This is a genomic window from Labilithrix sp., from assembly GCA_019637155.1.
Classification (GTDB): domain Bacteria; phylum Myxococcota_A; class Polyangia; order Polyangiales; family Polyangiaceae; genus Labilithrix.
Map to the genome: position 1 here is coordinate 147,188 of JAHBWE010000005.1, position 22,035 is coordinate 169,222.

Consider the following 22,035-nt stretch of genomic DNA (forward strand, 5'->3'; position numbering starts at 1 on the left):
ACGCGACGGCGCAGGCTTCGTGAAGCCCGCGCCGTCGGATCGCGACCCGTCAGATCACTTCACGTAGAGCTGCGCGGCGATGAGGCCCGCGCCCGCGCGCGCCGTCACGATCCACTTCGCGCTCGCCGCGATCGGGCTGAGCGGCTTGAGGCAGTTGGCCTTGCCGCCCATCGACACCTGCGAGCCCTTGTTCGAGTTCGTGCCGATGCTCGGGTTGAGGCCCGGGAGCGGGGTGACGTACTGCATCTCGAGGCCGACGTCGGTGACGCCCGCGCCCGCGGCGATGAGCGTGTAGCACTTGCCCGGCGTGAACGAGAACGTGCTCTCGAGCGTCTGGCCCGCCTGGAAGTTGCCGGCGACGGTCGGGCCTTCCTTCTGCATGCCCGGCGCCTCCGTGTTCGCGAACATCGTCAGCGGACCGACCGCGAGGGCGGCCATGTTCGGATCGAGCGCCTGCGCGGTGCCGCCGCCCGCGGCGGGCTGGCCGCCAGGAGCGGGGAACCCGGGAATTCCGGGGAAGCCTCCGCCCGCGTTCGGGTCGGTGCCCGGCTGGCCCGGAGCGGGCTGCTGGCCGGGGGCGGGCTGGTAGCCCGGAGCCGGCTGGTAGCCCGGCGGCGGCTGCTGGCCCGGCTGCGTCTGGTAGCCCGGCGGCGGCTGCTGGTAGCCCGGCTGAGTTTGGTACTGGCCGTTGTACATCGGCTGCGCCGACGGTGTCGTCGGGGGCGGCGGATCCTTGCTGCACGCCATCGTGGAGAGGGCGCCGACGGCGGTGGAGATGGCAAGCAACGAGAGAAGGCCGATACGGTTCACGGCAAGGCTCCTTTTTTGACCCTGTTTCGAGGGCGAGCATACCCCGGAATCGGGGACAAAACGGAAGGCTTAAGCGACGACCCGGGGTTGGACGGAGCTGGCCTCCCAGGAAGTCAACGAGAGACCCGGCGCCGCCTTACAGCGGTAGGATGCCTCGCCGTGACGCTGCCCTCGGTCGAGTCGCTCCGCTGTTTCTGCGCCGCCGCGAAGTTCTTGAACTTCCGGGCGGCGTCCCGCGCCGTCGCCCTCACCCCGGCCGCCTTCGGCCAGCGCATCAAGCAGCTCGAGGACCAGCTCGGGGCTCAGCTGTTCGTCCGCACGACGCGGAGCGTCCGGCTCTCGACCGCGGGCCTCTCGCTCCTGCCGGTCGCGCAGCGCGCCATCGCGAGCCTCGAGGACTGCGCGCGCGCGGTGAGCAGCACGGGGCAGCTCCCGCAGATGGACATCGTGCTCGGGACGCGGCACGAGCTCGGCGTCTCGTGGGTGCTCCCCCAGATCGATCAGCTGAAGGAGGTGCACCCCTCGGTGGAGCTCCACCTCTACTTCGGCTCCGGTCCCGACCTCGTGAACCGCGTGCGCATGATGCAGATCGACTGCGCGATCACGTCGTCGCGCCTCAACGATCCGAAGCTCGACTCGATCCGGCTCCACCGCGAGGACTACGTGTTCGTCGGCGCGCCGTCGCTCCTCGACGAGGTGCCGTTCGCGAAGCCGGAGGACTCGAGCCGGCACACGCTGGTGGAGCTCGACGACGACCTGCCGCTCTTCCGCTACTGGCGCGACTCACCGAAGGGCGTCTCGCTCACGTTCGCGAAGCTCGCGCGCTTCGGGACGATCGAGGCGATCCGCCAGCGCCTCGTCGCCGGCGCGGGCGTGGGCGTCTTGCCGAAGTACCTCGTGCAGCCCGATCTCGACGCGAAGCGGCTCCGCCTCGTCTTGCCGAAGATCGTCCCGCAGCACGACTACTTCCGCCTCGTCATCCGCGCCGACGATCCGCGCCGCAGCGTCTTCGAAGGCCTCGCCGCGTCGCTCATGGACGTGCCGCTCCGCTGAGCCACTCCGCGACGCGCTCGAACGGATCGAAGCCCCACTCGAGCGCGATCGGCGCGCGGAGGTTCGAGTTCGCGTTCACGTCGTAGAAGACGCGCTCGCCGCGGGACTCGAGGTACTCGATGCCGCCGACGTCGATGCCGCCCGCCTCCACGATCTTCTTCGCTGCAAGGACGGCGTCGGCGGGGACCTCCTTGAACGAGTGGAACTCGACCGGGGGCGCCGGCTTCTCGGCGGGGATCTCGCAGTGTCCCTCGCCGTCGGTGGGGTTGCAGACCTCCGACGGGCACAGGTTGTAGCGGCCGTGCGAGACGACGCGCATCGCGTAGAGGAGCTCGCCGCCGAGGAGCTCCATCCGCACGATCCCGTGCTCGTGATCGTGCTCGAAGTACTCCTGCGCGAGGAGGAGCCCGTCCGGCTCCCAGATCCCGCGCGTCGACTCCACGTGCGCGCGGAGCTCGTCGTACGACCCGAGCTTCGTGATGCGCGCGCCGCTGCCGCCTTGCTCCGGCTTCAAGAGCACCGGCCAGCGCCAGCTCCGCTCACGCTCGAGGCAAGCGCGGAGCGCGTCGAGATCGTTGAACGCGATCGAGCGCGGCGTCCGGATCCCGAGGCGGCCGAGGAGCGCGGCCTGCGCCGTCTTCGAGAGCTCGAGCGCGAACGCGCGATGCCCGTTCAGCACGCGGCGGCCGGAGGCCTCGAGCGCCTTCAAGTAGGCGAGGGCGAGGGGCACCGCGCGCGTGTTGCCGCGCACGTACGCGCTCGGGCTCGCCTGGTTGAAGACGACGCGCGCGTCGGGCGCGTCGCCGGCGACGAACGCGCCGGCCTTGAGGTCGAGGGTGGCGTAGCGGACGCCGCGCTTCTCGAGCGCGGCGAAGAGCGGCTTCTGCCATTCGGGGTGCTCGAAGAGCACGAGGACGTCGTTCGTCATGACGGACCCAGCGGACCTCCAGGCTTCTTGATCGGGATCTCGTGGCGCACGCGCTCGCTGCGGAGCATGCGCTCGAGCACTTCCATGCGCTTGTTCGTCTCCGCGCGGAGGGCGCCGACCTCGCGGAGCAAGGATTCGATGCCGACCTCGTTCTTCAGGTTCACGCGGAAGTCGGTCTCCGCGGTGGCGCGGTCCTTCATCGACTGCCGGTTCTGGCTCATGACGATGAGCGGTCCCTGCAGCGCGACGAGGATGGCGAGCGCGAGGTTGTAGAACTGGTAGGGGTACTCGTCGAACGGGGTGCCGAGGAACTTGTTCGCCGCCGCCCAGACGAGGGTGAGGGCGAGCAGGAAGAGGATGAACGACCAGCTCCCGTTGAGCTCGGCGACCTTGTCCGCGAGGCGCTGGCCCCAGGTGAGGTTCTCCTCGATCTCCTTCACGACGTCGCGCGCGGCGCGCTGCGAGAGCATCGCGTTCGTCTCGCGGAGGCGCTCGGCCATCTCGGCGAGGATCGCCATCGCCGCGTTCTTCGACTTCGACAGGTGATCGCCGAACTCCTCGCGCGTGAGCTCGAGGAGCGTCGTGTCGACGACGGCCTCGACGCTCGCCGAGCGCGGCTTGTCGTCGAAGAGCGAGAGCTCGCCGAAGTACTCGCCGGTGCGGGCGTCCTTGAGGACGACGCGCGGCTCGCCCTCCTCCTTCGACGGCAGGTAGATCTGCACCGCGCCGGAGAGGACCACGTACATGCTCGAGCCTTTGTCGCCCATCGCGAAGACAGGCTCGCCGGCTTTGTAGGAGCGCTCCGTCATCCGGTTGCCCAGCGCCTCGAGGTCCTCGGGGGCGAGGGTGTCGAACAGAGGGATCTGCGCGAGCAGCTCGGAATGGAGCATGAGGGCTAGGAGACCACAAAGCCGAAGCGGCGCCGACCGAAGTCGACGCCGCCGGGGTTACGAACGTGCTGGTCAGCCGATCACTTCACGACGTCGGCGTCACCCCCGTTGCTGGTCGAGCAGCTCGGGCAGGCGCCGAAGTTGATGTTGTCGTCTTCGCAGCTCGCGACGCCGCTGCAACCACCGCAGCGCGGGCCGCTGCAGAACGCGCTGTCCGGCGCGGGCGGGCAGGTCTCGTTGTTGTCGTCCGAGCCCTCGCAGGCTTCCTCGTCGATGCCGCCCGAGGAGGAGGTGCTCGTGCTGCCGGAGGACGAGGAGGTGCTCGTGCTGCCGGAGGACGAGGAGGTGCTCGTGCTGCCGGAGGACGAGGAGGTGCTCGTGCTGCCCGACGAGGACGAGGAGCTGGTGCTGTCGTCGTCGTCGTCGTCGCCGCCGGTCGAATCGTCGTCGTCGTCGCCGCCGTTGCCGTTCGTGCCGCTCGTACCGCTGGAGCCGCTCGAGCTCGAGCTCGCGCCGGTGCCGGAGTTCAGGCCGTTCGAGCCGGCGCCGCAGCCGTCACCGATGCAGGCGGGGACGCCCGGGCACGTGTTCGTGACCGTGTTCGTGCTCGACGAGTCGCCCGGGTTGCCCGGCGTGCCCGTCGAATCATCATCGTCGTCGCCGTTCTGGCCGGTCGTGCCGTCCGGGTTCGTGCCCGGGTTGTTGCCGTTGCCGTTGCCGTTCCCCGTGCCGTTGCCCGGCCCGGTGCCGTCGCCCTTGTTGCCGCCCGAGGAGCCGGGGACCGTGTCGCCCGGGTTCGTCGTCGAGCCGCCGCTCGTGTTCTTGCCGCCGCCGCCGCCGTAGCCGCCCGAGCTCGCGCCCCAGCCGCCGCCACCGCCGCCCCAGCCGCCGCCGCCCCAGCCACCACCGCCGCCGCCCCAGGCGCCGCCGCTGCTGGTCTTCGGCTCGGGGGTGCCGCCGTAGCCGCCGCCGCCGTTGTCCTTGTTGCCCGAGCCCCAGGTCGCCGTCGTCGCGCTGTTGGAGCACGCGATCGCGGACTTCGCCCAGCTCGAGAAGCCGTCGACGCGCGCGACGTGGAGGAGGCCCGACGTCTTGCCGGTGCCCGAGACGACGCCGACGATCTTGCCGTTGTTGTCGATGACCGCGCCGCCCGTGTCCGGGGTCTTGCTCTGCTCGGCCTTCGGGAGCTCGATGGTGTAGTTGAGCTTGAAGCCCTTCTTGGCGCCCGCCTTGAGGATCGCCGACGAAGAAACGATGGTCTTCGCGTCACGGTGGAAGCGGAGGCCCTTCGTGCCGTCCTTCGCGATCTTGTTGGCGACCGCGGGGTAGCTCGGGAGCTTGATCGCGTCCTTCAGGAGGATGAGGCCGACGTCCGAGTGCTCCGGGTGCGAGAGGTCCGAGCCGAACGCCTTCCAGGGAGTCGACGCCGTGGAGGCCGTCGACTTGCCCGCCGTCGACGTGATCTCCCAGCGCTCCACACCCGCGATGCAGTGACCCGCCGTGAGGACCATCTTCGGTCCGAGCAGCGTGCCCGAGCAGAACCCGAGCGAGTCGCCGTTGGCGCCGCGCATCTCGACCGTGACGGCCGACGCGGCCGCCGTCGTCTGCGGATCCTTCGTCGTCTCCGAGTCGGGCGAGCTACACGCGGTGATCGTCGCGAGCGCAGTGCCGAGACCAGCGAGGACGATGTGCGAGGTGCGAAGACGAGCGTTCATGAGATTCGGGCCTCCGGGCGGGGAAGGATGCTGCTCCCGTGTGAACCGAGCTGTTGCATCTTCGGGTCCATCCGACTGGAAAAGTCCTGGATCGACTGAGATGCGCAAAACGCGCGGCAAAGGCCGGGTGCGATAACGTAGGTAAGTGCGCGTACGATCGAGTCGATCAGGCCGCGGCCAGCCCGCTCTTGCTGGATCATCCGTTCGCCGGCGGGGCTCTCACCAATGAGGAGCACACCTGCGCCCGCGAGGGCCCGCGCCGACCGCCGACATGCAATAAGGACGGTGACACCGTGAAAGCGACTCTGTGGGTGTTTTCCCGCCCAGACTTCTGCCGAGCTCCCTAGATCCGCTGGCAAAACGGGCGCGTTCATTGCTCCAATGGGAGAAGCCATGACTCGGCCCGCCCTGCTTTTCTCCGCGCTCCTCTCCGTCACCGTCGTCACCGCCGCTTGCTCCGAGGACGGCGCGACACGCCGCCCCCGTACGGGCAAGCCGGCGCGCGTCCAGACCGACCCGGAGACCGGCGAGGTGCTGCCGGACTACAACGATCCGCGCACGAAGGAGAAGGAGGGCTTCCCCGACCCCCTCGAGCGCATGGCGCACGGAACCGCCCAGAACGACGCGCTCTGCGCGCGCGCGGGCGTGATGGACGAGACGAACCCGAACTTCAACGCGGTGACGAACGCGTTCTGCAAGGACAAGAAGACCGTCACGAACATGCGTGAGCTCCAGGCGGCCCTCGGCCTCGCGTTCCAGAACCGGAACGCGAACGGCACGAACGCCTCGAACGGCAACCCGGGCTTCTCCTTCCTCTCGCATTCGAGCTCGCTCGTCGCGCGCGGCGTGTCCTCGATCAACCCGCGCGCCTTCCTCTTCTCTCCGCCGCCCGGCCAGCCCGTCCGCATCCCCGGCTTCGTCGTCATGACGTTCGTGCGCGGCGAGGAGTTCGTCGAGATCGCGGCCGAGTCGCCGAAGGCCGGCAACAAGCTGACCTTCTACCTCCTCAAGTTCGAGAAGACCTGCGGGAAGAGCTGCACCAACGCCGAGCTCCTCTCCCCCGAGGTCGAGAAGGGCTGGACCGAGGTGTCGATCTACGACGACGAGGACCTCAAGAACAACCTGCTCGACTGTCGCCACTGCCACCAGCCCGAGGGGCCGGGGACGCCGGTGATGCTCCGCATGCAGGAGCTCGAGGACCCGTGGACGCACTGGTTCCGCAGCGACCGCCCCGGCGGCCTCACGCTCATGAAGGACTACTTCCGGGCGCACGGCACCGACGAGGAGTACATGGGCATCCCCGGCGTCCTCATCCCGAAGTCGGACGGCCTCGCGCTCGAGGACCTCGTCGTCGGTCAGGGCTTCGGCAAGGACAAGCAGCCGAACCTGTTCGACACGAAGGCGATCGAGCAGGAGATCAAGGAGTCGTCCGAGCTCCAGCCCGAGATCAACATCCCGGTCGGAAACAGTCCGACCTGGCAGCGGAACTACAACGCCGCCTTCGAGGGGCGGTTCATCCCGCCGCCGTACCACGACGTGAAGGTCACCGATCCGGACAAGCTCCAGATCGCGACCGACTCGTACAAGGCGTTCATGTCCGGACAGGCGACCGACATGCTCGACACGCGCCGCGTGTTCCTGAACGAGGCGCTCGAGGCGATGACGATCGAGCCGAAGAGCGGCGCGAGCGGCAAGGAGGTCCTCATCCAGACCTGCGCGCAGTGCCACCACCCGAAGCTCGATCAGTCGATCTCGCGCGCGAAGTTCGACGTGACGAGGATGGACTCGATGACGCGTGACGAGAAGAACCTCGCCATCCAGCGCATGAAGCTCGGGAGCGCGAACCGCCTCCACATGCCCCCGACCAACATGCGCTACCTCCCCGACGACGCCCGCGACGCCGCGATCAAGTACCTCGAGCAGTAAGCTCGCGCGCCGCCTATGATGGGCCGGCCATAATGCCGGGTTGGCTTTCCGAGCTCCTTCCGATCGTCGTTCTCCTCGCGCTCGTGGCGGTCGTCGTCGGACGGCTGCCGCGGGTCGATCTCGGGCACACGCAGGCCTTTCGGCGGCGGCGCTTCGCGAACTGGTTCCCGGTCGGGCTCACGTACGCGTTCCTCTACATGGGGCGCTACAACCTGAGCGTTTGCACCAACATCGTCTTCGACAAGGCGCAGTTCTCGAACATCTACGCGTGGGGCACGCTCACGTACGGGTTCTCGTTCCTTCTGAACGGACCGCTCGCCGACAAGATCGGCGGGCGGAAGACGATCGTGCTCGCCGCGACGGGGTCCCTCGTCGCGAACCTCCTCATGGGCATCTTCGTCCTCCGCGCGATGGAGGGCAGCAGCGTGCCGAAGGAGGCGCGCGCGGGGCTCGTGCCGATCCTGAGCGGGCTCTACGCGCTCAACATGTACTTCCAGAGCTTCGGCGCGGTGGCGATCGTGAAGGTCAACGCCGCGTGGTTCCACATCCGCGAGCGCGGCACCTTCGGCGGCATCTTCGGGATCCTCATCTCGCTCGGCCTGTACTTCGCGTTCGACTGGTGCAAGCTCATCGTCGAGGCGACGAGCGCGCCGTACGCGTTCTTCGTCCCCGCCGTCATCCTCGCGGTCTTCGCCGTCCTCGACGTCGTGCTCGTGCGCGACACGCCGGGCGAGGCCGGGCACGAAGACTTCGACCTCGGCGACGCCTCGTCGGGCGACGGCGGGGTGAAGCTGCCGCTCCTCGAGGTCGTGAAGAAGATGCTGCGCCAGCCCGCGATCCTCATCATCGCGGCGGTCGAGTTCTGCAGCGGCTTCCTCCGCAACGCGATCCTCCAGTACTACAAGACGTTCGCGGAGGAGACCGGGCGCGCGGCGTCGCCGGTCGCGAAGAAGGCGGCGGTCGCGCTCGGGCCGGAGGCGGTCGCGAACCTGCCGACCGAGATCGTCCACGACCACTGGGGCATGCTGAACTGCATGGCCGGCATCACCGGCGCCGTCATCGCGGGGCTCATCTCGGATCGCGTGTTCGGCTCGCGCCGCGGTCCCGTCGCGGCGGTCCTCTACGGCGTGATGCTCGTCGGCGCGCTCGCCATGTTCCCGGCGATGAGCACGTTCGCGATCGGCTGGGTCGTCGTCGCGATGACGCTCGCGATCCTCGGCGTGCACGGGATGCTCTCCGGCACCGCGAGCATGGACTTCGGCGGCAAGCGCAACGTCGGCGTCGTCGTCGGCGTCATCGACGGCTGCGTGTACCTCGGCACCGCGCTCGAAGCGCGCGTCCTCGGCAAGGTCCTCCCGAAGGAGGAGGCCGCGCACGATCCCGCGAACTGGTGGACGTGGCCGGCGGTGATGGTGCCGGCCGCGATCGTGGGGCTCGCGCTCGCGACGCGGGTGTGGAACGCGCGGCCTGCGTCAGGGAAGGCGGCGGCGGCGCACTGACGCCGCGAGCGCCGCGAGCGCGACGAAGACGAGCCCGCCGCCGCTCGTCGCGCGCCCCGGCGCGGTGGAGCAGCCGCCGTCGTCCGCGGCCGCGCCGGTCCCCTCCGCCGGGTTGACGCTCGCGCCCTTCGTCGGGCTCGGCCGGGTGGTGGGGGTCTTCGGTCTCGAGCCGGACGACGAGGTCGCCGGCGCGTCCGTGTCGCCGTCGTCGTCGTCGCCCGTCGCGGGCGGCGCGGCGCCGCTGCTGCTCGGACCGGGCCCGGGCGGGCTCACGCTGGAGGCGGGAACGTCGTCGAAGAGCCGGATCGCGGCGCGGCCGGGGCTGCCGAACGCGCGGCCGAGCGCCTCGTACGTGAGGAGCGCCTTGCCGGTCGCGCCGGGCGCGAGCATCGGCGCCCATCCGCCGCCGGGGCTCGCGACGATCGCGTCGCCGACGCGATCGAAGCCGGCGGGGAGGAAGCGGAAGCGCGCGAGCGCGATGCCGGAGCCGCTCTCGGTGCGGACGAAGTCCTCGCGCGTCTCGTAGGCGACGACCCAGTTGTGGCCGTCGAACACGACGCTCGGCGCGTACGCCTTCGCCGGCGCGGTCGCGGCGTCGAGGCGGACCGGTCCGCCGAGGACGGCGCCGCTCGACTCGAAGCGCGCGCCGACGATCGCTCCCGCGCCGTCGCTGCGGTCTTCCCACGCGACGAGCGTGAGGCCGTGACCGTCGCTCGCGGCGGCGATCGCGGGGATCGACATCGTCAGGTTCACGGTGCCGACGACGCGCGGCGTCGCGTCGAGCGTCTGCCCCGTCGCGGAGAAGCGCTGCGCGTGGACCTCCGCCGTGCTCGCGCCGCCCGCGACCGCCGTCCACGCGAGGACGAAATTCGTGCCGTCGAACACGACCGGCGCGCGCGTGCCGATCGTCCACGTGCTCGCTTCGCTGCGCTCGAACGCGGGTCGCGTCTCGTCGATCGCGCCGGAGGCGGGGACCCAGTACGCGCGGTCGTTCGCGAGGAGGAGGACCTTGCCGTTCCCCGCGGCGGCGAGGCTCGGGCTCGAGCCGCCGACGATCGCGGGCGCGTCCGCGCCGGGGCCGGTCTTCGGGACGTGGAGCGTCGCGACCTTCAGGGCGCCGTTGTCGCCGCGCTCCTCCCACGCGACGACGTACTGCGCGCCGTCGAACACGACCGCCGGCTTCGTCGGCTTCGTCGTCGCGGCGCGGAGGAGGAAGCCCTTCGCGTCGGCGAGGGTGCCGTCGGGCTTCGCGAACGCGCCCCAGAGCTCGGGGCTGTTCCAGTCGCTCCGGTACTCCTGCCAGACGACGAGGTGGCCCGCGCCGTCCGACGCGCTCACGACCTGCCGCTGCGGGGCGTCGGCGCGGGCGACGGTGATGGCGGAGCGGGTAGGGGAGGTGCCGCTCCGCGCGTAGAGCGAGCCGCTCACGATGCTGCGCGGTTGCCCGGGAAGCACGTTCGACGACGAGTGCGAGCGGAGGACGAGGTACGAGCTCCCGTTCCACGCGATCGCGGGGCGGAGCTCACCTTCGCCGGAGGTGCCTTGGAGCGTCGTGCCGAGGAGCGCGACGCCTTCGCGCGAGAGGCGCTTCGCGCCGCCGGCCCACGCGACGGCGTAGGCGTCGCCGTCCCAGATCACGGCGGGGCGGCTCGGCTCGTTGGTCGCGATCGTCACGTCGCCGAGGAGCCTCTCGCCCGCCGCGGTCACGCGCGCGGCGCGCACGCTGCTGTCGCCGGAGGCGGAGTAGTCGTACCAGGCGACGAGGAAGTTGGTGCCGTCACTCGCGACCGACGGCGTGTACGCGTGGCGGCTCCCGGTCGCGATCGTCGTCGCGATCGTGTCGAGGCTCCTGCCGTCGCGGATGCGCGTACCGCGGATGCGCATCGCGGACCCCATCTCGTCCCACGCGACGAGGAACGTCCGGCCCGCGGCCGCGACCGAGGGCGTCTTGCCGCCGCCGCCCGCGTCCTCGCCGGTCTGCGAGACGCGGAAGCCGAGCGGCGACTCCACCGGCGCGCCGCCGGGGCTGATGCGCGCGGCGTAGACCTCGGGGTTCGAGTCGCGATCGTCCGACCACGCGACGAGGTACTCGCTCCCGTTCCACGCGACGCTCGGGAGCGACGCGCGCTTGCCGGCGTTCTTGCCGAGCTGGATCGGCTGCGCGTCGAGGACGGTGCCGTCGGTCGCGACGCGCGCGGCGGCGACGACGGCGTCGGTCGCGGTCGCGTGCGACCAGGCGACGAGGAAGCTCGTGCCGTCGAACGCGACGGCGGGGTCGACGTCTTCGCCCGCCCCGATGCTCGGCATCTCGATGCTCCGCTCGCCGAGGACGTTGCCCTGACCGTCGACGCGCGCGGCGCGCACGCGCGCAGACCTGCCGCCGGCGTCGCGATCGAGCCACACGGCGAGGAAGGTGCCGCGCCCGCCGGCGACGACGGGACGAGACTGGAAGCTGTACGACGGCCCCGCCGCCGCGAGCGTCCCGACCGGGTTGCTCAGCGTCGCGGTCGCGTCCCCGGCGACCGCGCCGAGATCGGTGCCCGCCTCCGGCTCGCCGCCCCCGCATGCGGCGAGGAGAATCGTCCCGAGCAGCAGGCATCCGAATGCACGCATCGCCCCGCGCTCTAGCACCGCTTCGCGGTCTTTCAACGTCGGGGGCTTCGCCCCCGACACCCCCACCCCAGACACGGCCCTCGCGCGGAGCGCTCGGGGCGCTACGCGCCCGCTGTGGCGGCCGCGTCTGGGGCCCCGTTCTCGAGCTGGCCCCCAGCCCGAGGCTTCGGGGGGTTGGCCCGACAGCCCAGACCCGGGGCTTGCTGCGGCTCCCGAGCTCGCTGGCCTCTGGTCGTCGGGCGTTACTCGCGGTGGAGCTCGCGGGTGATGGCTTCGAGAAGTGAGGATTCTTCGGGGGTTACGGGGGGATCGAGGTCTAGCTTGGGGATGTTGGTGAGGCGGCGTGGCGTGCTGCGGCGGTGGACGCGGAGCCAGGCGCGGGTGATGGTCGCGAAGCGCTCGTTGGCGCCGAGGATGAGCGCGATGAGGTCGGGGCCTACGGCGCGGCGGGGGCCGGGGCGGACCTCGAGGCGGCGGCCGTTCACGAGGGTCGCCTCGAGCCCGGCGACGAGGTGGTCCGCCGGATCGGCGAAGCTGGACGCTGCACCCGGCGCCCCCTGCGCGAGCCACTCCGCGATCGAGATGCTCGTGTCCTGCACGCTCACGCCGAGCGTGAGGTCGTCCTTCTCGAGCGCGCCTTCGAGCTGCGCGATCGTCACCGCTCCCGGCACGTGCACGAGCAAGCTCTGCGCGTCGACGACGAGGCTCACGCGGGCACCTCCTTCGCGCGCGTGTCGGCGACGTAGGGGGAAGGCGCGTCCGGCGCGAGGTTGCCCGGGTTGAGGATGCCCTTCGGATCGAACGCGCGCATGAGCGCCTTCACCGTCGCGATGCCCGCGTCGCCGAGCTCGCTCCCGAGCCGCGGGGCCTTCGAGCGGCCCGCGCCGTGGTGGTGCGCGAGGGTGCCGCCGGCCTCCACCGCCGCCGCGAGCGCGGCGCGCCACGCGCGGTCGTACGTCGCTTGCGAGCGCGTGTCCCAGCTCTCCGCGGTCGCGGGATGAGGCGCGCCGGCGGTGCCCGCGAACGAGAAGTAGATGCAGCAGCCGTCGGGGTAGGCGTGGCTCAGGTGCGCCATCACGAAGACGTGCTCGCCGAGCGCCTTCCGTACGCCGTCGTAGAGCGCGCCGAGCTTCGACCACGGGGCCGCCACCTCCATCGTGTCGGAGAAGAGGCCGGCCGCGAAGACCGGCGCCTGGCGGTAGCTCACCGAGTAGCGATGGAGGAGCCACTTCTGCGCGGGGCCTTCGCCCTCCCACGTCGCTCTCCGGCGCTCGAAGAGGCGCTTGGTCTCCTCGAGGTCCTTCTCCGGCTCGTCGCCCTCGCCCTCGAAGATGACGATGAGGAGCGCGTCGCCGAAGAGCGCGTTCCCGAACGAGCCTTCCATGAGCTCGTTGATCGCGCCGGGGCGGCGGAGGAGGCTCCGCAGCGCGGCCGCCCCGACGCCGGGCGTGCCGCCGGAGTCGGCGCCGTCCTTCTTCACCGCGCCGCGCCGCGCGAGCATCGCGTCGAACGGATCGTAGAGCCGCGACACCGCGGGCCGGAGGCCGGCCTGGAACATCACCCGCATCGCCTCCCAGCCCGCCTCGGTCGAGGGGAACGAGAACGCGCCGAACGCGCGCACGGACGGCTTCGGATGGAGGCGCAAGGTCGCGCTCGTCACGATCGCGAGCGTGCCCTCGCTCCCCACGACGAGCGGGATCAGGTTCGGCCCGCTCGTGCGATGGCGCAGCGTCACGACCTCGCCGGTGCCGGTCACGCACTCGAGCGCGAGGACCATATCTTCGATTTTGCCGTATTTGCCGGAACACTGCCCCGCGCTCCGCGCCGCGACCCAGCCGCCGACCGTGCTGCACAGGATCGACGATGGGAAGTGCCCGAGCGTGAAGCCGCGGCGGGCGAGCTCTTCCTCGAGCGGGAGGCCCATGTGGCCCGCCTCGACGTCGAGCGTGCGGCGCTCGGCGTCGAGAGCGCGCCAGCGGTCCATCTTCTTGAGGTCGACGACGATCATGCGCTCGTGCGGGAGCACGCTCGCGCACACGCCGCTGCCGGCGCCGAATGGGACGATCGGCGTCTCGGTGTCGTGCGCCCACCGCACGACGCGGGAGACCTCGTCCGTGGTCGCCGGCCACACGATCCCGGCCGGCCGGTGCTCCGCGACGTTGCCGGCGCGCACGGCGAGGTGATGGCGCGGCCACAGGTCACGGGCGTACGCCACGCGATCGGCCGCGTCGGCGCTCGTGCGGAGGCCGGGGAGCGCGCGCGCGAGCTCTTCGATCGCCATCGGGCTCGACTCTATCATTGCTTGCTTTTCCGCGGGCCGGCGCGCTACTCCGAGGGCCATGGCTTCGCCGAACTCCGTGCCGCCGCCGGGTCACGGATTCCTCCAGGCGCTCGAGCTCGGCCCGCTCGTCGTCGACGGCGCGATGGGCTCCGAGCTTTTCGAGCGCGGCATCCTCCCGAGCACCTGCCTCGAGGAGCTCAACGTCTCGAAGCCCGAGATCGTGAAGAAGGTCCACGACGACTACGTGCGCGCCGGCGCGCAGGTGCTCGAGACCAACACGTTCGGCGCGAACGCGATGCGCCTCGAGAAGCACGGGCTCGCGGGGAAGGTGAAGGAGCTCAACGAGGCGGCGGTGCGCTGCGCGCGCGAGGCCGCGAACGGCCGCGCGTTCATCGCCGGCGCGATCGGCCCGTCGGGCTACTTCCTCGGCGAGGCGAGCCGCGACGACCTCACGAAGGTGCGGAGCGCGCTGCTCGAGCAGGCGCGCGTGCTCGCCGGCGCGGGCATCGACGCGATCCTGGTCGAGACGTTCCGGCAGACGAACGAGCTCCGCATCGCGATCGAGTCCGCGGTCACGGCGGCGGGCGGCACCGTGCCGGTCATCGCGTCGGCGTCGGTCGACGAGCGCGGCCGCATGGCGGACGGGACGAGCTCGGCCGAGGTCGCGCGCCTGATGAAAGAGTGGGGCGCGAGCGTCGTCGGCGTCAACTGCAGCGACGGCCCGATGAACGTGCTCGAGGCGGTGACGCCGATGCTCGAGACGGGCCTGCCGGTCTGGGCGGTGCCGAACGCCGGCCTCCCGCGCCGCGTCGACGAGCGCCTCGTCTACATCTCGACCTCGGAGTACTTCGGCGTCTACGCGCGCCGCATGTTCAAGCTCGGGGTGAAGCTCGTCGGCGGCTGCTGCGGGACGACGCCCGAGCACGTCCGGCGCATCTCCGCCGCCGCGCGCATGGTCGGCCAGGCCGACCGCGCGGCGGGGACGCAGCCGTCGTCGACGAAGGACGAAGGCGCCCTCGTCCGCGCGAGCGAGGTGGTCGAGATCGTCGACCCCCTCCACGCCGGGGAGACCCATTGCGCCCCGTTCTCCGAGCGGAGCGAGCTCGCGGCGAAGATCGCGCGCGGCCAATTCGTCGTCTCGGTCGAGGTGAACCCGCCGGTGGGGCTCGACCTCACGAAGGCGATCAACGCCGCGAAGATGCTGAAGGCCGGCGGCGTCGACGTGATCAACATCGCCGACGGCGCGCGCGCGCAGGCGCGGATGGGCAACGTCGCGATGGCGATGCGCGTGCAAGAGCAGGCGGAGATGGAGACCATCCTCCACGTCTGCGGCCGCGACCGGAACCTGCTCGGCACGCTCGCGCACCTCATGGCCGCGAGCGAGCTCGGCGTGCGGAACCTCGTCATCATCACCGGCGATCCGCCGAAGATGGGCGACTTCCCCGACGCCTCCGCGGTCTACGACCTCGACTCGATCGGCATCCTCAAGCTCGCGTCGCGCCTCAACCACGGCGTCGATCCGTCGGGCAAGCCGCTCGGCGGCGCGACGCGGTTCGTCCTCGCGACCGGCGCGGAGCCGGCGGCGCTCAACTACGAGCGCGAGCTCGCGCGGCTCGAACAGAAGAAGAAGGCGGGCGCCGAGATCGTGATGACGCAGCCGGTCTACGATCCCGCCGTGCTCGAGCGCTTCCTCGAGGACATCGCGCCGCTCGGGCTACCCGTCCTCGTCGGCCTCCTCCCGCTCGCGAGCTTCCGCAACGCCGAGTTCCTCCACAACGAGGTGCCCGGCATGCAGGTCCCCGAGGCCGTGCGCGAGCGCATGCGCAAGGCCGGCTCCGGCCCGCACGCGCGGCGCGAGGGCGTCGCGATCGCGCGCGAGATGCTCGCGTCGGTCCGCTCGCGCGTCTCCGGCGCGTACATCATGCCGCCGCTCGAGCGCTACGAGCTCGCGCTCGAGGTCGTCGACGGCTTCCTCGACGCCGCGCCAAGGCCGGATGCGCTGCACTAGGCCCGCCGCGATCGCTGTATTCTGCATGAGTCTCGCGGCCTGCGGCTCGTGCAGCAAGGACGACCCCGGCGCGTCCGCCGACGGCGGCCAGCCCGCGCCGGTGACGTCGGGCACCGTCGTCGCGGAGCCGCTGCCGCGCTGCCGCCGCGGCGCCGAGCGCCTCGCGATCCCGGGCGACGAGGCGACGGTCGGCGACGTCGCGATCGGCCCCGCCGGCCTCCTCGCCGGCGTCGTGCGCGTGAACGGCGGCAAGCGCGTCGCGTCGATGCTGCGCGCGCCGCTCACGCTCGCGGAGGCGACGATGACCGACCTCGGCGTCCCGCTCGGAGACGATCCTCCGCCGTCGCCGCGCTGGAACGGGAGCAAGCCGTGGGTCGCGTACATCGCCGGGCGCTCGGCCGACGGCGGGACGAAGCTCCGCGAGCTCGTCGTGAAGGAGGTCGTGCCCGAAGGGGCGGGGACCGAGAAGAAGCCGCTCTCGATCTTCCAGCAGGCGGACGAGTCGACCGCGTTCGATCTCGCGTGGGCGGAGAACGGCGCCGGCCTCGTCGCGTGGGACGAGGACGCGCCGGTCGTCCTCGAAGCGGGCGTCCCGGCGAAGAAGGAGGCGACCACGCGCGGCGTCGTGAAGGTGCAAGCGCTCACCGCCGACGCCGCGCCGCGCACGGCGTCGCCCGACACGTCGGACGCGGAGTCGCCGCGCCTCGTCGCGAAGCCCGGCGGCGGCTTCTGGCTCGCGTGGATGGCGCGCCGCGCGGAGGAGGAGCCCTCCGGCATCGAGGGCCCCGGCGAGCCGCGCGCGTTCCGGTGGATCGAGGTGCTCGCGCTCTCGGGCTCCGGCGAGCCGCAGGGGAAGCCGATGCGCGTGTCCTCGGAGAAGGGGCGCGCCGTCGCCTTCGAGCTCGCGCGGAGCGGCTCCGATCTCGTCATCATGCTGCAGGACGAGATCGCGGCGTCGGAGGGCGGCGGCGCCCGCATCGTGCGCTACAAGCTCGGCGAGAACGGCAAGCCCGAGGCGGCGGACGTCGTGAAGGACGGCGTCGGCCACGCGCTCGCGGACCTCGTCCCGACCGCGTCCGGCGAGCCCGCGCGCTGGCTCGCCTGGAGCGACACGAGCGAGCACGCCCGCCTCACGCTCCTCGGCCCCGGCCTCGTCGCGCAGGGCCGCGCGTCCTCGGAGCCCACCCTCGACAACACCCGCATCCTCGCCTCCTCCGACGACACCCTCTTCGCCCTCGCCGCCACCGACAAACCCACCCGCCCCCAACCCGAGCTCCTCCGCTTCGTTTGCAGATGACGCCTTCTCAACACTTTCCCCCAGGCCTCGGTTCGACTAGCTTTTTCGCGTGACGATGCCACGAGCCCTCGGGGCCCATAGCTCAATCGGTCAGAGCCCCCGGCTCATAACCGGGCTAGTCCTGGTTCGAACCCAGGTGGGCCCACTTCTTCTCGTCCCCGAAGCCCGCGGCTTCGCTTTCTTGAAAACAGGAGCACTCGGTTGAGCAACCCGGATCAGATCCGCGCGCTGGAGGAGCTGGCGGCAATGGACGCCGAGGTGAAGGCGCTCGAAGAGAAGCTCGCGGAGGAGCGCGGCGCCCTCGGTGGAATGAAGGACAGCCTGAAGAAGCTCGAGGACAAGCTCGCCGCCGACCGCGCGACGGTGGGCAGCGCGGACAAGCAGCGCAACGAGCTGCACCTCGACATACGCGGGATGACGCAGCAAATCGAGCACTCACGCGAGAAGCTGAACCGCTCGCGCACCGAGCGCGAGAGCCAGGCCGCGCAGCGTGAGCTCGAGGAGCTGCGGAAGCTGATCCGCGATCGCGAGGACGACATCCAGCGCATCGACACCGACACCGCCGCGGTGCGCGCCCAGCTCGAGACGACCGAGGGGGAGCACAAGCAGCTCTCCGACGAGCTTGCGGCGAAGGAAGGCGACATCCAAGCGAAGGTCGCGCAGCTCGAGTCCGATCGCGTCGCGAAGGGCGGGGGACGCGACGTGATCGTGAAGCGGCTGCCGCCGGCGCTCTTTCGCCGCTACGAGATGATCCGCCAGCGGCGCGGCAGCGCGCTCGCGCAGACGAGCGACGGCACCTGCAACAAGTGCAACATGGCGCTGCCCCCGCAGCTCTATCACCGCCTGCGCCGCGAGCCGCTCATCGAGCAGTGTCCGTCGTGCAATCGGCTCATCTACTTCGCTGCACCCGTTCAAGCCACGAAGGTCGACTAGCCGAAAGCCCCACGCCCTGAAGAGCTGCCCGAAATGTTTGCGTGTCTTCCCGGACGAGGCAGGCTTCTGCCCCGCGGACGGAAGCGCGCTGCAGTTCGCGAGCCTCGTCCCGATCCCGGCCGGCGACGATCCGCGGCTCGGCACACGCCTCTGCGGTCGCTACGAGCTCCGTCGCGTCGTCGCCGACGGCGGCATGGGCCGCGTCTACGAGGGCATCGACAAGCAGACGCAGACGCGCGTCGCGGTGAAGGTGCTCCACAACGACGTCGCGCGCGACGAGATCGCGCTCGAGCGGTTCAAGCGTGAGTACGAGATCTCGAGCCAGCTCCCGCACGATCACATCGTCAAGGTCCTCGACTTCCAGCGCGACGAAGCGTCGGGCGTCTGGCTCCTCGTGATGGAGTTCCTCGACGGCGAGGAGCTGCGCTTCATCCTCAAGCGCGAGAAGCTCATCCCGCCCGAGCGCATCGTGCGCATGCTCGCGCAGGTCGCGGTCGGCCTCGACGAGGCGCACGCGCGCAACGTCGTGCATCGCGACCTCAAGCCGGACAACCTGTTCCTCTGCGGCACGCGCGAGGGCGACGACGTCAAGATCCTCGACTTCGGATCGGTGCGCGACAACAACAAGGAAGCGAAGAAGCTCACCGTCCTCGGCACGACGATCGGCTCGCCGTATTACATGGCGCCGGAGCAGGCGCAGGGCCTCGAGAACCTCGACGCGCGCGCCGACGTCTTCGCGCTCGCCGCGATCAGCTACGAGTGCATGACGGGCACGGTCCCGTTCACCGGCAACAACGGCCCGTCGATCCTCCTCGCGATCCTCACGAAGGATCCCGATCCGCCGAGCAAGAAGGCGCAAGCGGCGAAGTTCCCCGTCCCTCACACGATGGACGAGGTGATGGAGCTCGCGCTCGCGAAGAACCCGAACCACCGCCAGCCGAGCGTCGGCGCGCTCGCGACCGCGGTCGGCCACGCGTACGGCCTCACCGGCGATCACAAAGCGTGGGCGCAACTCCCGCAAGCGGAGCTCGCGAAGCAGATCGCGGAAGGGCTCGCGCGTCTGCCGCCGAGCCCGAACGTCGCGCCGGTCGCGATCGAGGCCGCCGCCGATCCCTTCGCGATGCGTCCGATGGCGGCGACGATCGCGATGCACGGCGCGCCTTCGCTGCCGGCGTCGCACGTCCCCGCGCCGGTCTCGCAACAAGCGCCGTCGCAGCAGTACCCGATGTCTCAGCCGATGCATCCTCAAGCGCAACCGCGCCCCGCGGGCGGTGACGACATGCGCGTCGCCGGCCTCGGCGATCGCTCGCCGTGGTTGATCCCTGTCGTCGTCGGCATCGTCGCGCTCCTGCTCGGCGGCGGTCTCGTCATCGCGTTCGTCCGCTGAGCAAAGCGGGCGAGCGAGCGAGCGGGCGATGCCCCCGAGTCTCTGGATCGATGGACCACCAGGCTCCGGCCCGCACTGACGTGGCGGTCATGTGCGAGCGGCTCTTACGAGATGACAATTCCGCCCATTTTGGTCGCCGAAGGATCGCCGATGCGCGTGGTACGTTGAAGGCAGAGTGACGTGACCTGGTCCAGGCCTCGCATGGACCGTGAGAGGCTCCCCGGAGATTCATGCTTCCCTTCACCAAGCGACCCGGCCGAGGCGAAGAGAGCAGCGACGTCGTCGCGAAGGAAGCGATCGCGCCCGCCTCGTCGTCGCGCCCGTCGAATCGGAAGGACGAAGAGACGCGCCTCCGCGAGTCCGCGCCGGACGTCGACGACGATCGCACCGGCATCCTGAGCTCGAAGTCGTTCTCGCAGGTCCCCGCGCCGATCCCGGCCGCGGGTCGCCCCGTGACGATGCCGCCGCCGTCGCGCCGTCCGGGCTCTCCGTCGAGCATCCGTCCCGGCGCTCCCGCCAGCATGCGTCCGCCGCCCTCGTCGGGCCGCGGCGGTCTCGGCCCGGGCAGCCTGCGCCCGCCGCCGACGCCCTCGATCTCGTACGACGGCATCGACGACGACGCAGAGGACGACGACGGCGGTCGCACCGTCGTCAAGGACGCCACGTCCGCGCAGAGGGTCGTTCGCCGCAAGGCGCACCCGTCGATGACACCCGCGCCGTCGTCGAACCCGACGTCGGTCGCGCCCGCCGCGGTCATCCGCAAGACGCAGGACTCGCTCCGCGCATCGCAGCGGCCCGGCGTCCTCGCGCCGCCGCCGCCCGATCTCCTCGGCGAGAACGACAGCGACGAGTACACGCAGGTCCCGCCCGCGCGCTCCGTGCGTGCGCCGCAGTCCTCGCCGCGCAGCAACTACCCGCCTGCTTCGTACGAAGGACCGCCGAGCCACCGTCCGCCGCCGCGCCGCGCCCATGACTCGTACGACGACGAGATCTCCGCCGCGCCGCCGCGGAGCTACGCGCCGCCGCCGTCTTCGCATCCGGCCGCGCGCATGGCGACCCACGCGAGCCAGGCTCCGTACCAGCAGACGATGGACGTCACGGGCGAGAGCGATCGCTACGACCGCTACGATCGCCCGCCGCCGTCCTCGTCGAGCGCGCCGATGGGCATGAACCACACCGCGGCGATGAGCTCGCCGCCGGTCTCCGCGCGTGGCATGTCGGGCCCTCCGCCCGCGATGCACTCGAGCCCGCACGACATGCCGATGCACGACATGCCGATGCACGACATGCCGGGGCACGGCATGCCGGCTCACATGATGAGCCACGCGAGCGGTCCGCCGCCGGCGTTCCCCTCGCAGCAGTCCGTCCCGCCGGCGCCGGCCTCGATGCCCGCGCACTTCCGGCTCGCGCAGACCGGCGTGGGGCTCCCGCCGCAGCGGGATCCGCCGGCGCTCACGGCGAGCAACTTCCGGCCGTCGGGCCGCCCCGCGATCTCGTGGGCGATGGCGCTCGCGGCGGCGGGCGTCTTCGTCGGCGTCGTCGCGGTCGCGATCACGCAGCGGACCGAGCCGCCCGCGTTCGACGCGGCGCTCCAGGCCGCCGCGCAGCCGGCCGCTCCGATCGCGCCCGCCGCGACGACGGCCGCTCCCAACGCGAACGCGCTCCCCGTCGGCCTCCTCGGCGCGAGCCCCGTGCAGCCGGCAGATCCGTCGGGTCAGCCGATGCCGGGACCCGATCAGGTCGGGCAGGTCGGGCAGCCGCCCGTGGCCGATCCGAACAACCCGAGCGCGCTCGCTCCGCCCGTGGGCGATCCCAACGCGGCGCCCGCGGCCGGCCAGCCGCAGAACGGCGTCGTCTTCCAGCAGCCGGTCGCCGTTCCGTCGGCGAAGCCCGTCGGTCGCGCGGCGCCTCCGCAGCGCACGACGCGTCCCTTCGTCCCGAAGTCGAGGCCCGACCCGGACGACGACGACGAGCCGAAGCCGAAGCCCGGCAAGAAGGCGCCGAAGGACACGGACGAAGAGACGCGGAAGGCCCTCGAGGCGCTGCAGAAGGCGCAGCTCGAGAGCTCCTCGAGCTTCAAATAGGACTCGGGATTCTCAGCGCTCAGCGCTCTTGGAGGAGCGGGGCGAAGGTTTGTTCGAACGCGTCGGGGTCGATGCGGTCGATGCCGCCGAAGCCGCCGCCTCCCAGGCCGCCGAGGCCGCCCAGGTTGCCGAGGCCACCGAGGACGGGGCCGCAGTCGGGGCCGCACGTGTTGGTCAGGCAGCTGAAGATGCCGAGGACGGCGACGGCGCCGGCGGGGTTGCCGCCGAGGCAGCCGAGGAGACAGCGGGTGTCGAGGCCGTTGCTGCCTCCTCCGCCGCCGTCGAGCGAGGGGGCGAGGCACGTCGTCGCGACGCACTGGAAGATGCCGGTGCATTGCGGGTTCGAGAGGCAGCTCGTGATCGCGGGGGTGCAGCTCTCGAGGACGCAGATCCCGCAGCTCACGGCGCCGGCTTCGCGCTCGGGGCGGCCGGCGTCGAGGACGGGGCGAGGTGTCGTCGTCGCGGCGTCGGGGGTGACGCCGGCGTCGTCGGTCGTCGCGCCGAGCGCGTCGTCGTCGAGCGGTCCGCGGCTGCCGCAACCCGCGGCGACGGCGCCGGCGACGGCGAGGATGGACAAGACGGCTCGACGCATCGAGAGTCCTCTGTAGCAT

14 protein-coding genes, 1 tRNA gene and 1 pseudogene are annotated in these 22,035 nt (G+C 71.3%); 9 read left to right on the plus strand and 7 right to left on the minus strand.

Annotated features, from left to right (window positions below; all coding sequences use genetic code 11):
* Positions 1-54: 54 nt before the first annotated feature.
* A complete protein-coding gene (locus KF837_11620; protein ID MBX3227959.1) occupies positions 55-810 on the minus strand; it encodes a hypothetical protein in 756 nt (251 codons plus the stop codon).
* Positions 811-969: 159 nt separating this feature from the next.
* On the opposite strand from KF837_11620, the gene KF837_11625 reads away from it, so the two are divergent.
* On the plus strand, positions 970-1,863 hold the full coding sequence (locus tag KF837_11625; protein MBX3227960.1) for a LysR family transcriptional regulator: 894 nt from the start codon (positions 970-972) through the stop codon (positions 1,861-1,863).
* Here the strand turns inward: KF837_11625 and KF837_11630 are convergent.
* The 3 genes from KF837_11630 to KF837_11640 all read right to left on the minus strand — a co-directional run bounded on the left by KF837_11630 (position 1,841) and on the right by KF837_11640 (position 5,396).
* On the minus strand, positions 1,841-2,791 hold the full coding sequence (locus KF837_11630) for a hypothetical protein (protein MBX3227961.1): 951 nt from the start codon (positions 2,789-2,791) through the stop codon (positions 1,841-1,843). The genes KF837_11625 and KF837_11630 overlap by 23 nt on opposite strands.
* Positions 2,788-3,681: a DUF1003 domain-containing protein gene (locus KF837_11635; GenBank protein ID MBX3227962.1), complete on the minus strand. Its 894-nt coding sequence runs from the start codon at positions 3,679-3,681 to the stop codon at positions 2,788-2,790. The genes KF837_11630 and KF837_11635 overlap by 4 nt, the downstream gene beginning before the upstream one ends.
* Before the next feature lie 80 nt (positions 3,682-3,761).
* Complete coding sequence (locus tag KF837_11640) at positions 3,762-5,396, minus strand: trypsin-like serine protease (protein MBX3227963.1); 1,635 nt, start codon at positions 5,394-5,396, stop codon at positions 3,762-3,764.
* Positions 5,397-5,789: 393 nt separating this feature from the next.
* Here KF837_11640 and KF837_11645 point away from each other — a divergent pair, with 393 nt between their 5' ends.
* Positions 5,790-7,322: a hypothetical protein gene (locus tag KF837_11645; GenBank protein MBX3227964.1), complete on the plus strand. Its 1,533-nt coding sequence runs from the start codon at positions 5,790-5,792 to the stop codon at positions 7,320-7,322.
* A 32-nt stretch (positions 7,323-7,354) separates the two neighbouring features.
* Positions 7,355-8,821 (plus strand): MFS transporter, encoded by a 1,467-nt coding sequence (locus KF837_11650; protein ID MBX3227965.1) that lies wholly within the window; start codon positions 7,355-7,357, stop codon positions 8,819-8,821.
* Here KF837_11650 and KF837_11655 read toward each other — a convergent pair.
* Together KF837_11655 and KF837_11660 are read right to left on the minus strand one after the other, a co-directional pair.
* Positions 8,795-11,434 (minus strand): hypothetical protein, encoded by a 2,640-nt coding sequence (locus tag KF837_11655; protein MBX3227966.1) that lies wholly within the window; start codon positions 11,432-11,434, stop codon positions 8,795-8,797. The two genes, KF837_11650 and KF837_11655, sit on opposite strands and share 27 nt — an antisense overlap.
* 242 nt (positions 11,435-11,676) lie before the next feature.
* Positions 11,677-13,715: pseudogene (locus KF837_11660) on the minus strand (FAD-binding oxidoreductase).
* Between the two features lie 58 nt (positions 13,716-13,773).
* Between KF837_11660 and KF837_11665 the strand changes: the two are divergent.
* From KF837_11665 to KF837_11690, 6 genes are all read left to right on the plus strand, one after another.
* Positions 13,774-15,723: a bifunctional homocysteine S-methyltransferase/methylenetetrahydrofolate reductase gene (locus KF837_11665; GenBank protein MBX3227967.1), complete on the plus strand. Its 1,950-nt coding sequence runs from the start codon at positions 13,774-13,776 to the stop codon at positions 15,721-15,723.
* A gap of 25 nt (positions 15,724-15,748) precedes the next feature.
* Positions 15,749-17,020 (plus strand): hypothetical protein, encoded by a 1,272-nt coding sequence (locus KF837_11670; protein ID MBX3227968.1) that lies wholly within the window; start codon positions 15,749-15,751, stop codon positions 17,018-17,020.
* Between the two features lie 71 nt (positions 17,021-17,091).
* Positions 17,092-17,165: transfer RNA gene (locus KF837_11675), tRNA-Ile, on the plus strand.
* A gap of 56 nt (positions 17,166-17,221) precedes the next feature.
* Positions 17,222-17,953: a hypothetical protein gene (locus KF837_11680; GenBank protein MBX3227969.1), complete on the plus strand. Its 732-nt coding sequence runs from the start codon at positions 17,222-17,224 to the stop codon at positions 17,951-17,953.
* A gap of 37 nt (positions 17,954-17,990) precedes the next feature.
* On the plus strand, positions 17,991-19,340 hold the full coding sequence (locus KF837_11685) for a protein kinase (GenBank protein MBX3227970.1): 1,350 nt from the start codon (positions 17,991-17,993) through the stop codon (positions 19,338-19,340).
* Positions 19,341-19,570: 230 nt separating this feature from the next.
* Entirely contained in the window at positions 19,571-21,424 is a 1,854-nt protein-coding gene (locus KF837_11690) for a hypothetical protein (protein MBX3227971.1), read from the plus strand.
* 19 nt (positions 21,425-21,443) lie between these two features.
* On the opposite strand, the gene KF837_11695 is transcribed toward KF837_11690, so the two are convergent.
* A complete protein-coding gene (locus KF837_11695; protein MBX3227972.1) occupies positions 21,444-22,016 on the minus strand; it encodes a hypothetical protein in 573 nt (190 codons plus the stop codon).
* Positions 22,017-22,035: the final 19 nt, after the last annotated feature.

Coding starts and splice junctions, on each gene's coding strand:
- KF837_11670 (MBX3227968.1), top strand. CDS start 15,749: ATGAGTCTCGCGGCCTGCGGCTCGTGCAGCAAGGACGACCCCGGCGCG.
- KF837_11640 (MBX3227963.1), bottom strand. CDS start 5,396: ATGAACGCTCGTCTTCGCACCTCGCACATCGTCCTCGCTGGTCTCGGC.
- KF837_11650 (MBX3227965.1), top strand. CDS start 7,355: ATGCCGGGTTGGCTTTCCGAGCTCCTTCCGATCGTCGTTCTCCTCGCG.
- KF837_11665 (MBX3227967.1), top strand. CDS start 13,774: ATGGCTTCGCCGAACTCCGTGCCGCCGCCGGGTCACGGATTCCTCCAG.
- KF837_11695 (MBX3227972.1), bottom strand. CDS start 22,016: ATGCGTCGAGCCGTCTTGTCCATCCTCGCCGTCGCCGGCGCCGTCGCC.
- KF837_11635 (MBX3227962.1), bottom strand. CDS start 3,681: ATGCTCCATTCCGAGCTGCTCGCGCAGATCCCTCTGTTCGACACCCTC.
- KF837_11655 (MBX3227966.1), bottom strand. CDS start 11,434: ATGCGTGCATTCGGATGCCTGCTGCTCGGGACGATTCTCCTCGCCGCA.
- KF837_11645 (MBX3227964.1), top strand. CDS start 5,790: ATGACTCGGCCCGCCCTGCTTTTCTCCGCGCTCCTCTCCGTCACCGTC.
- KF837_11690 (MBX3227971.1), top strand. CDS start 19,571: ATGCTTCCCTTCACCAAGCGACCCGGCCGAGGCGAAGAGAGCAGCGAC.
- KF837_11630 (MBX3227961.1), bottom strand. CDS start 2,791: ATGACGAACGACGTCCTCGTGCTCTTCGAGCACCCCGAATGGCAGAAG.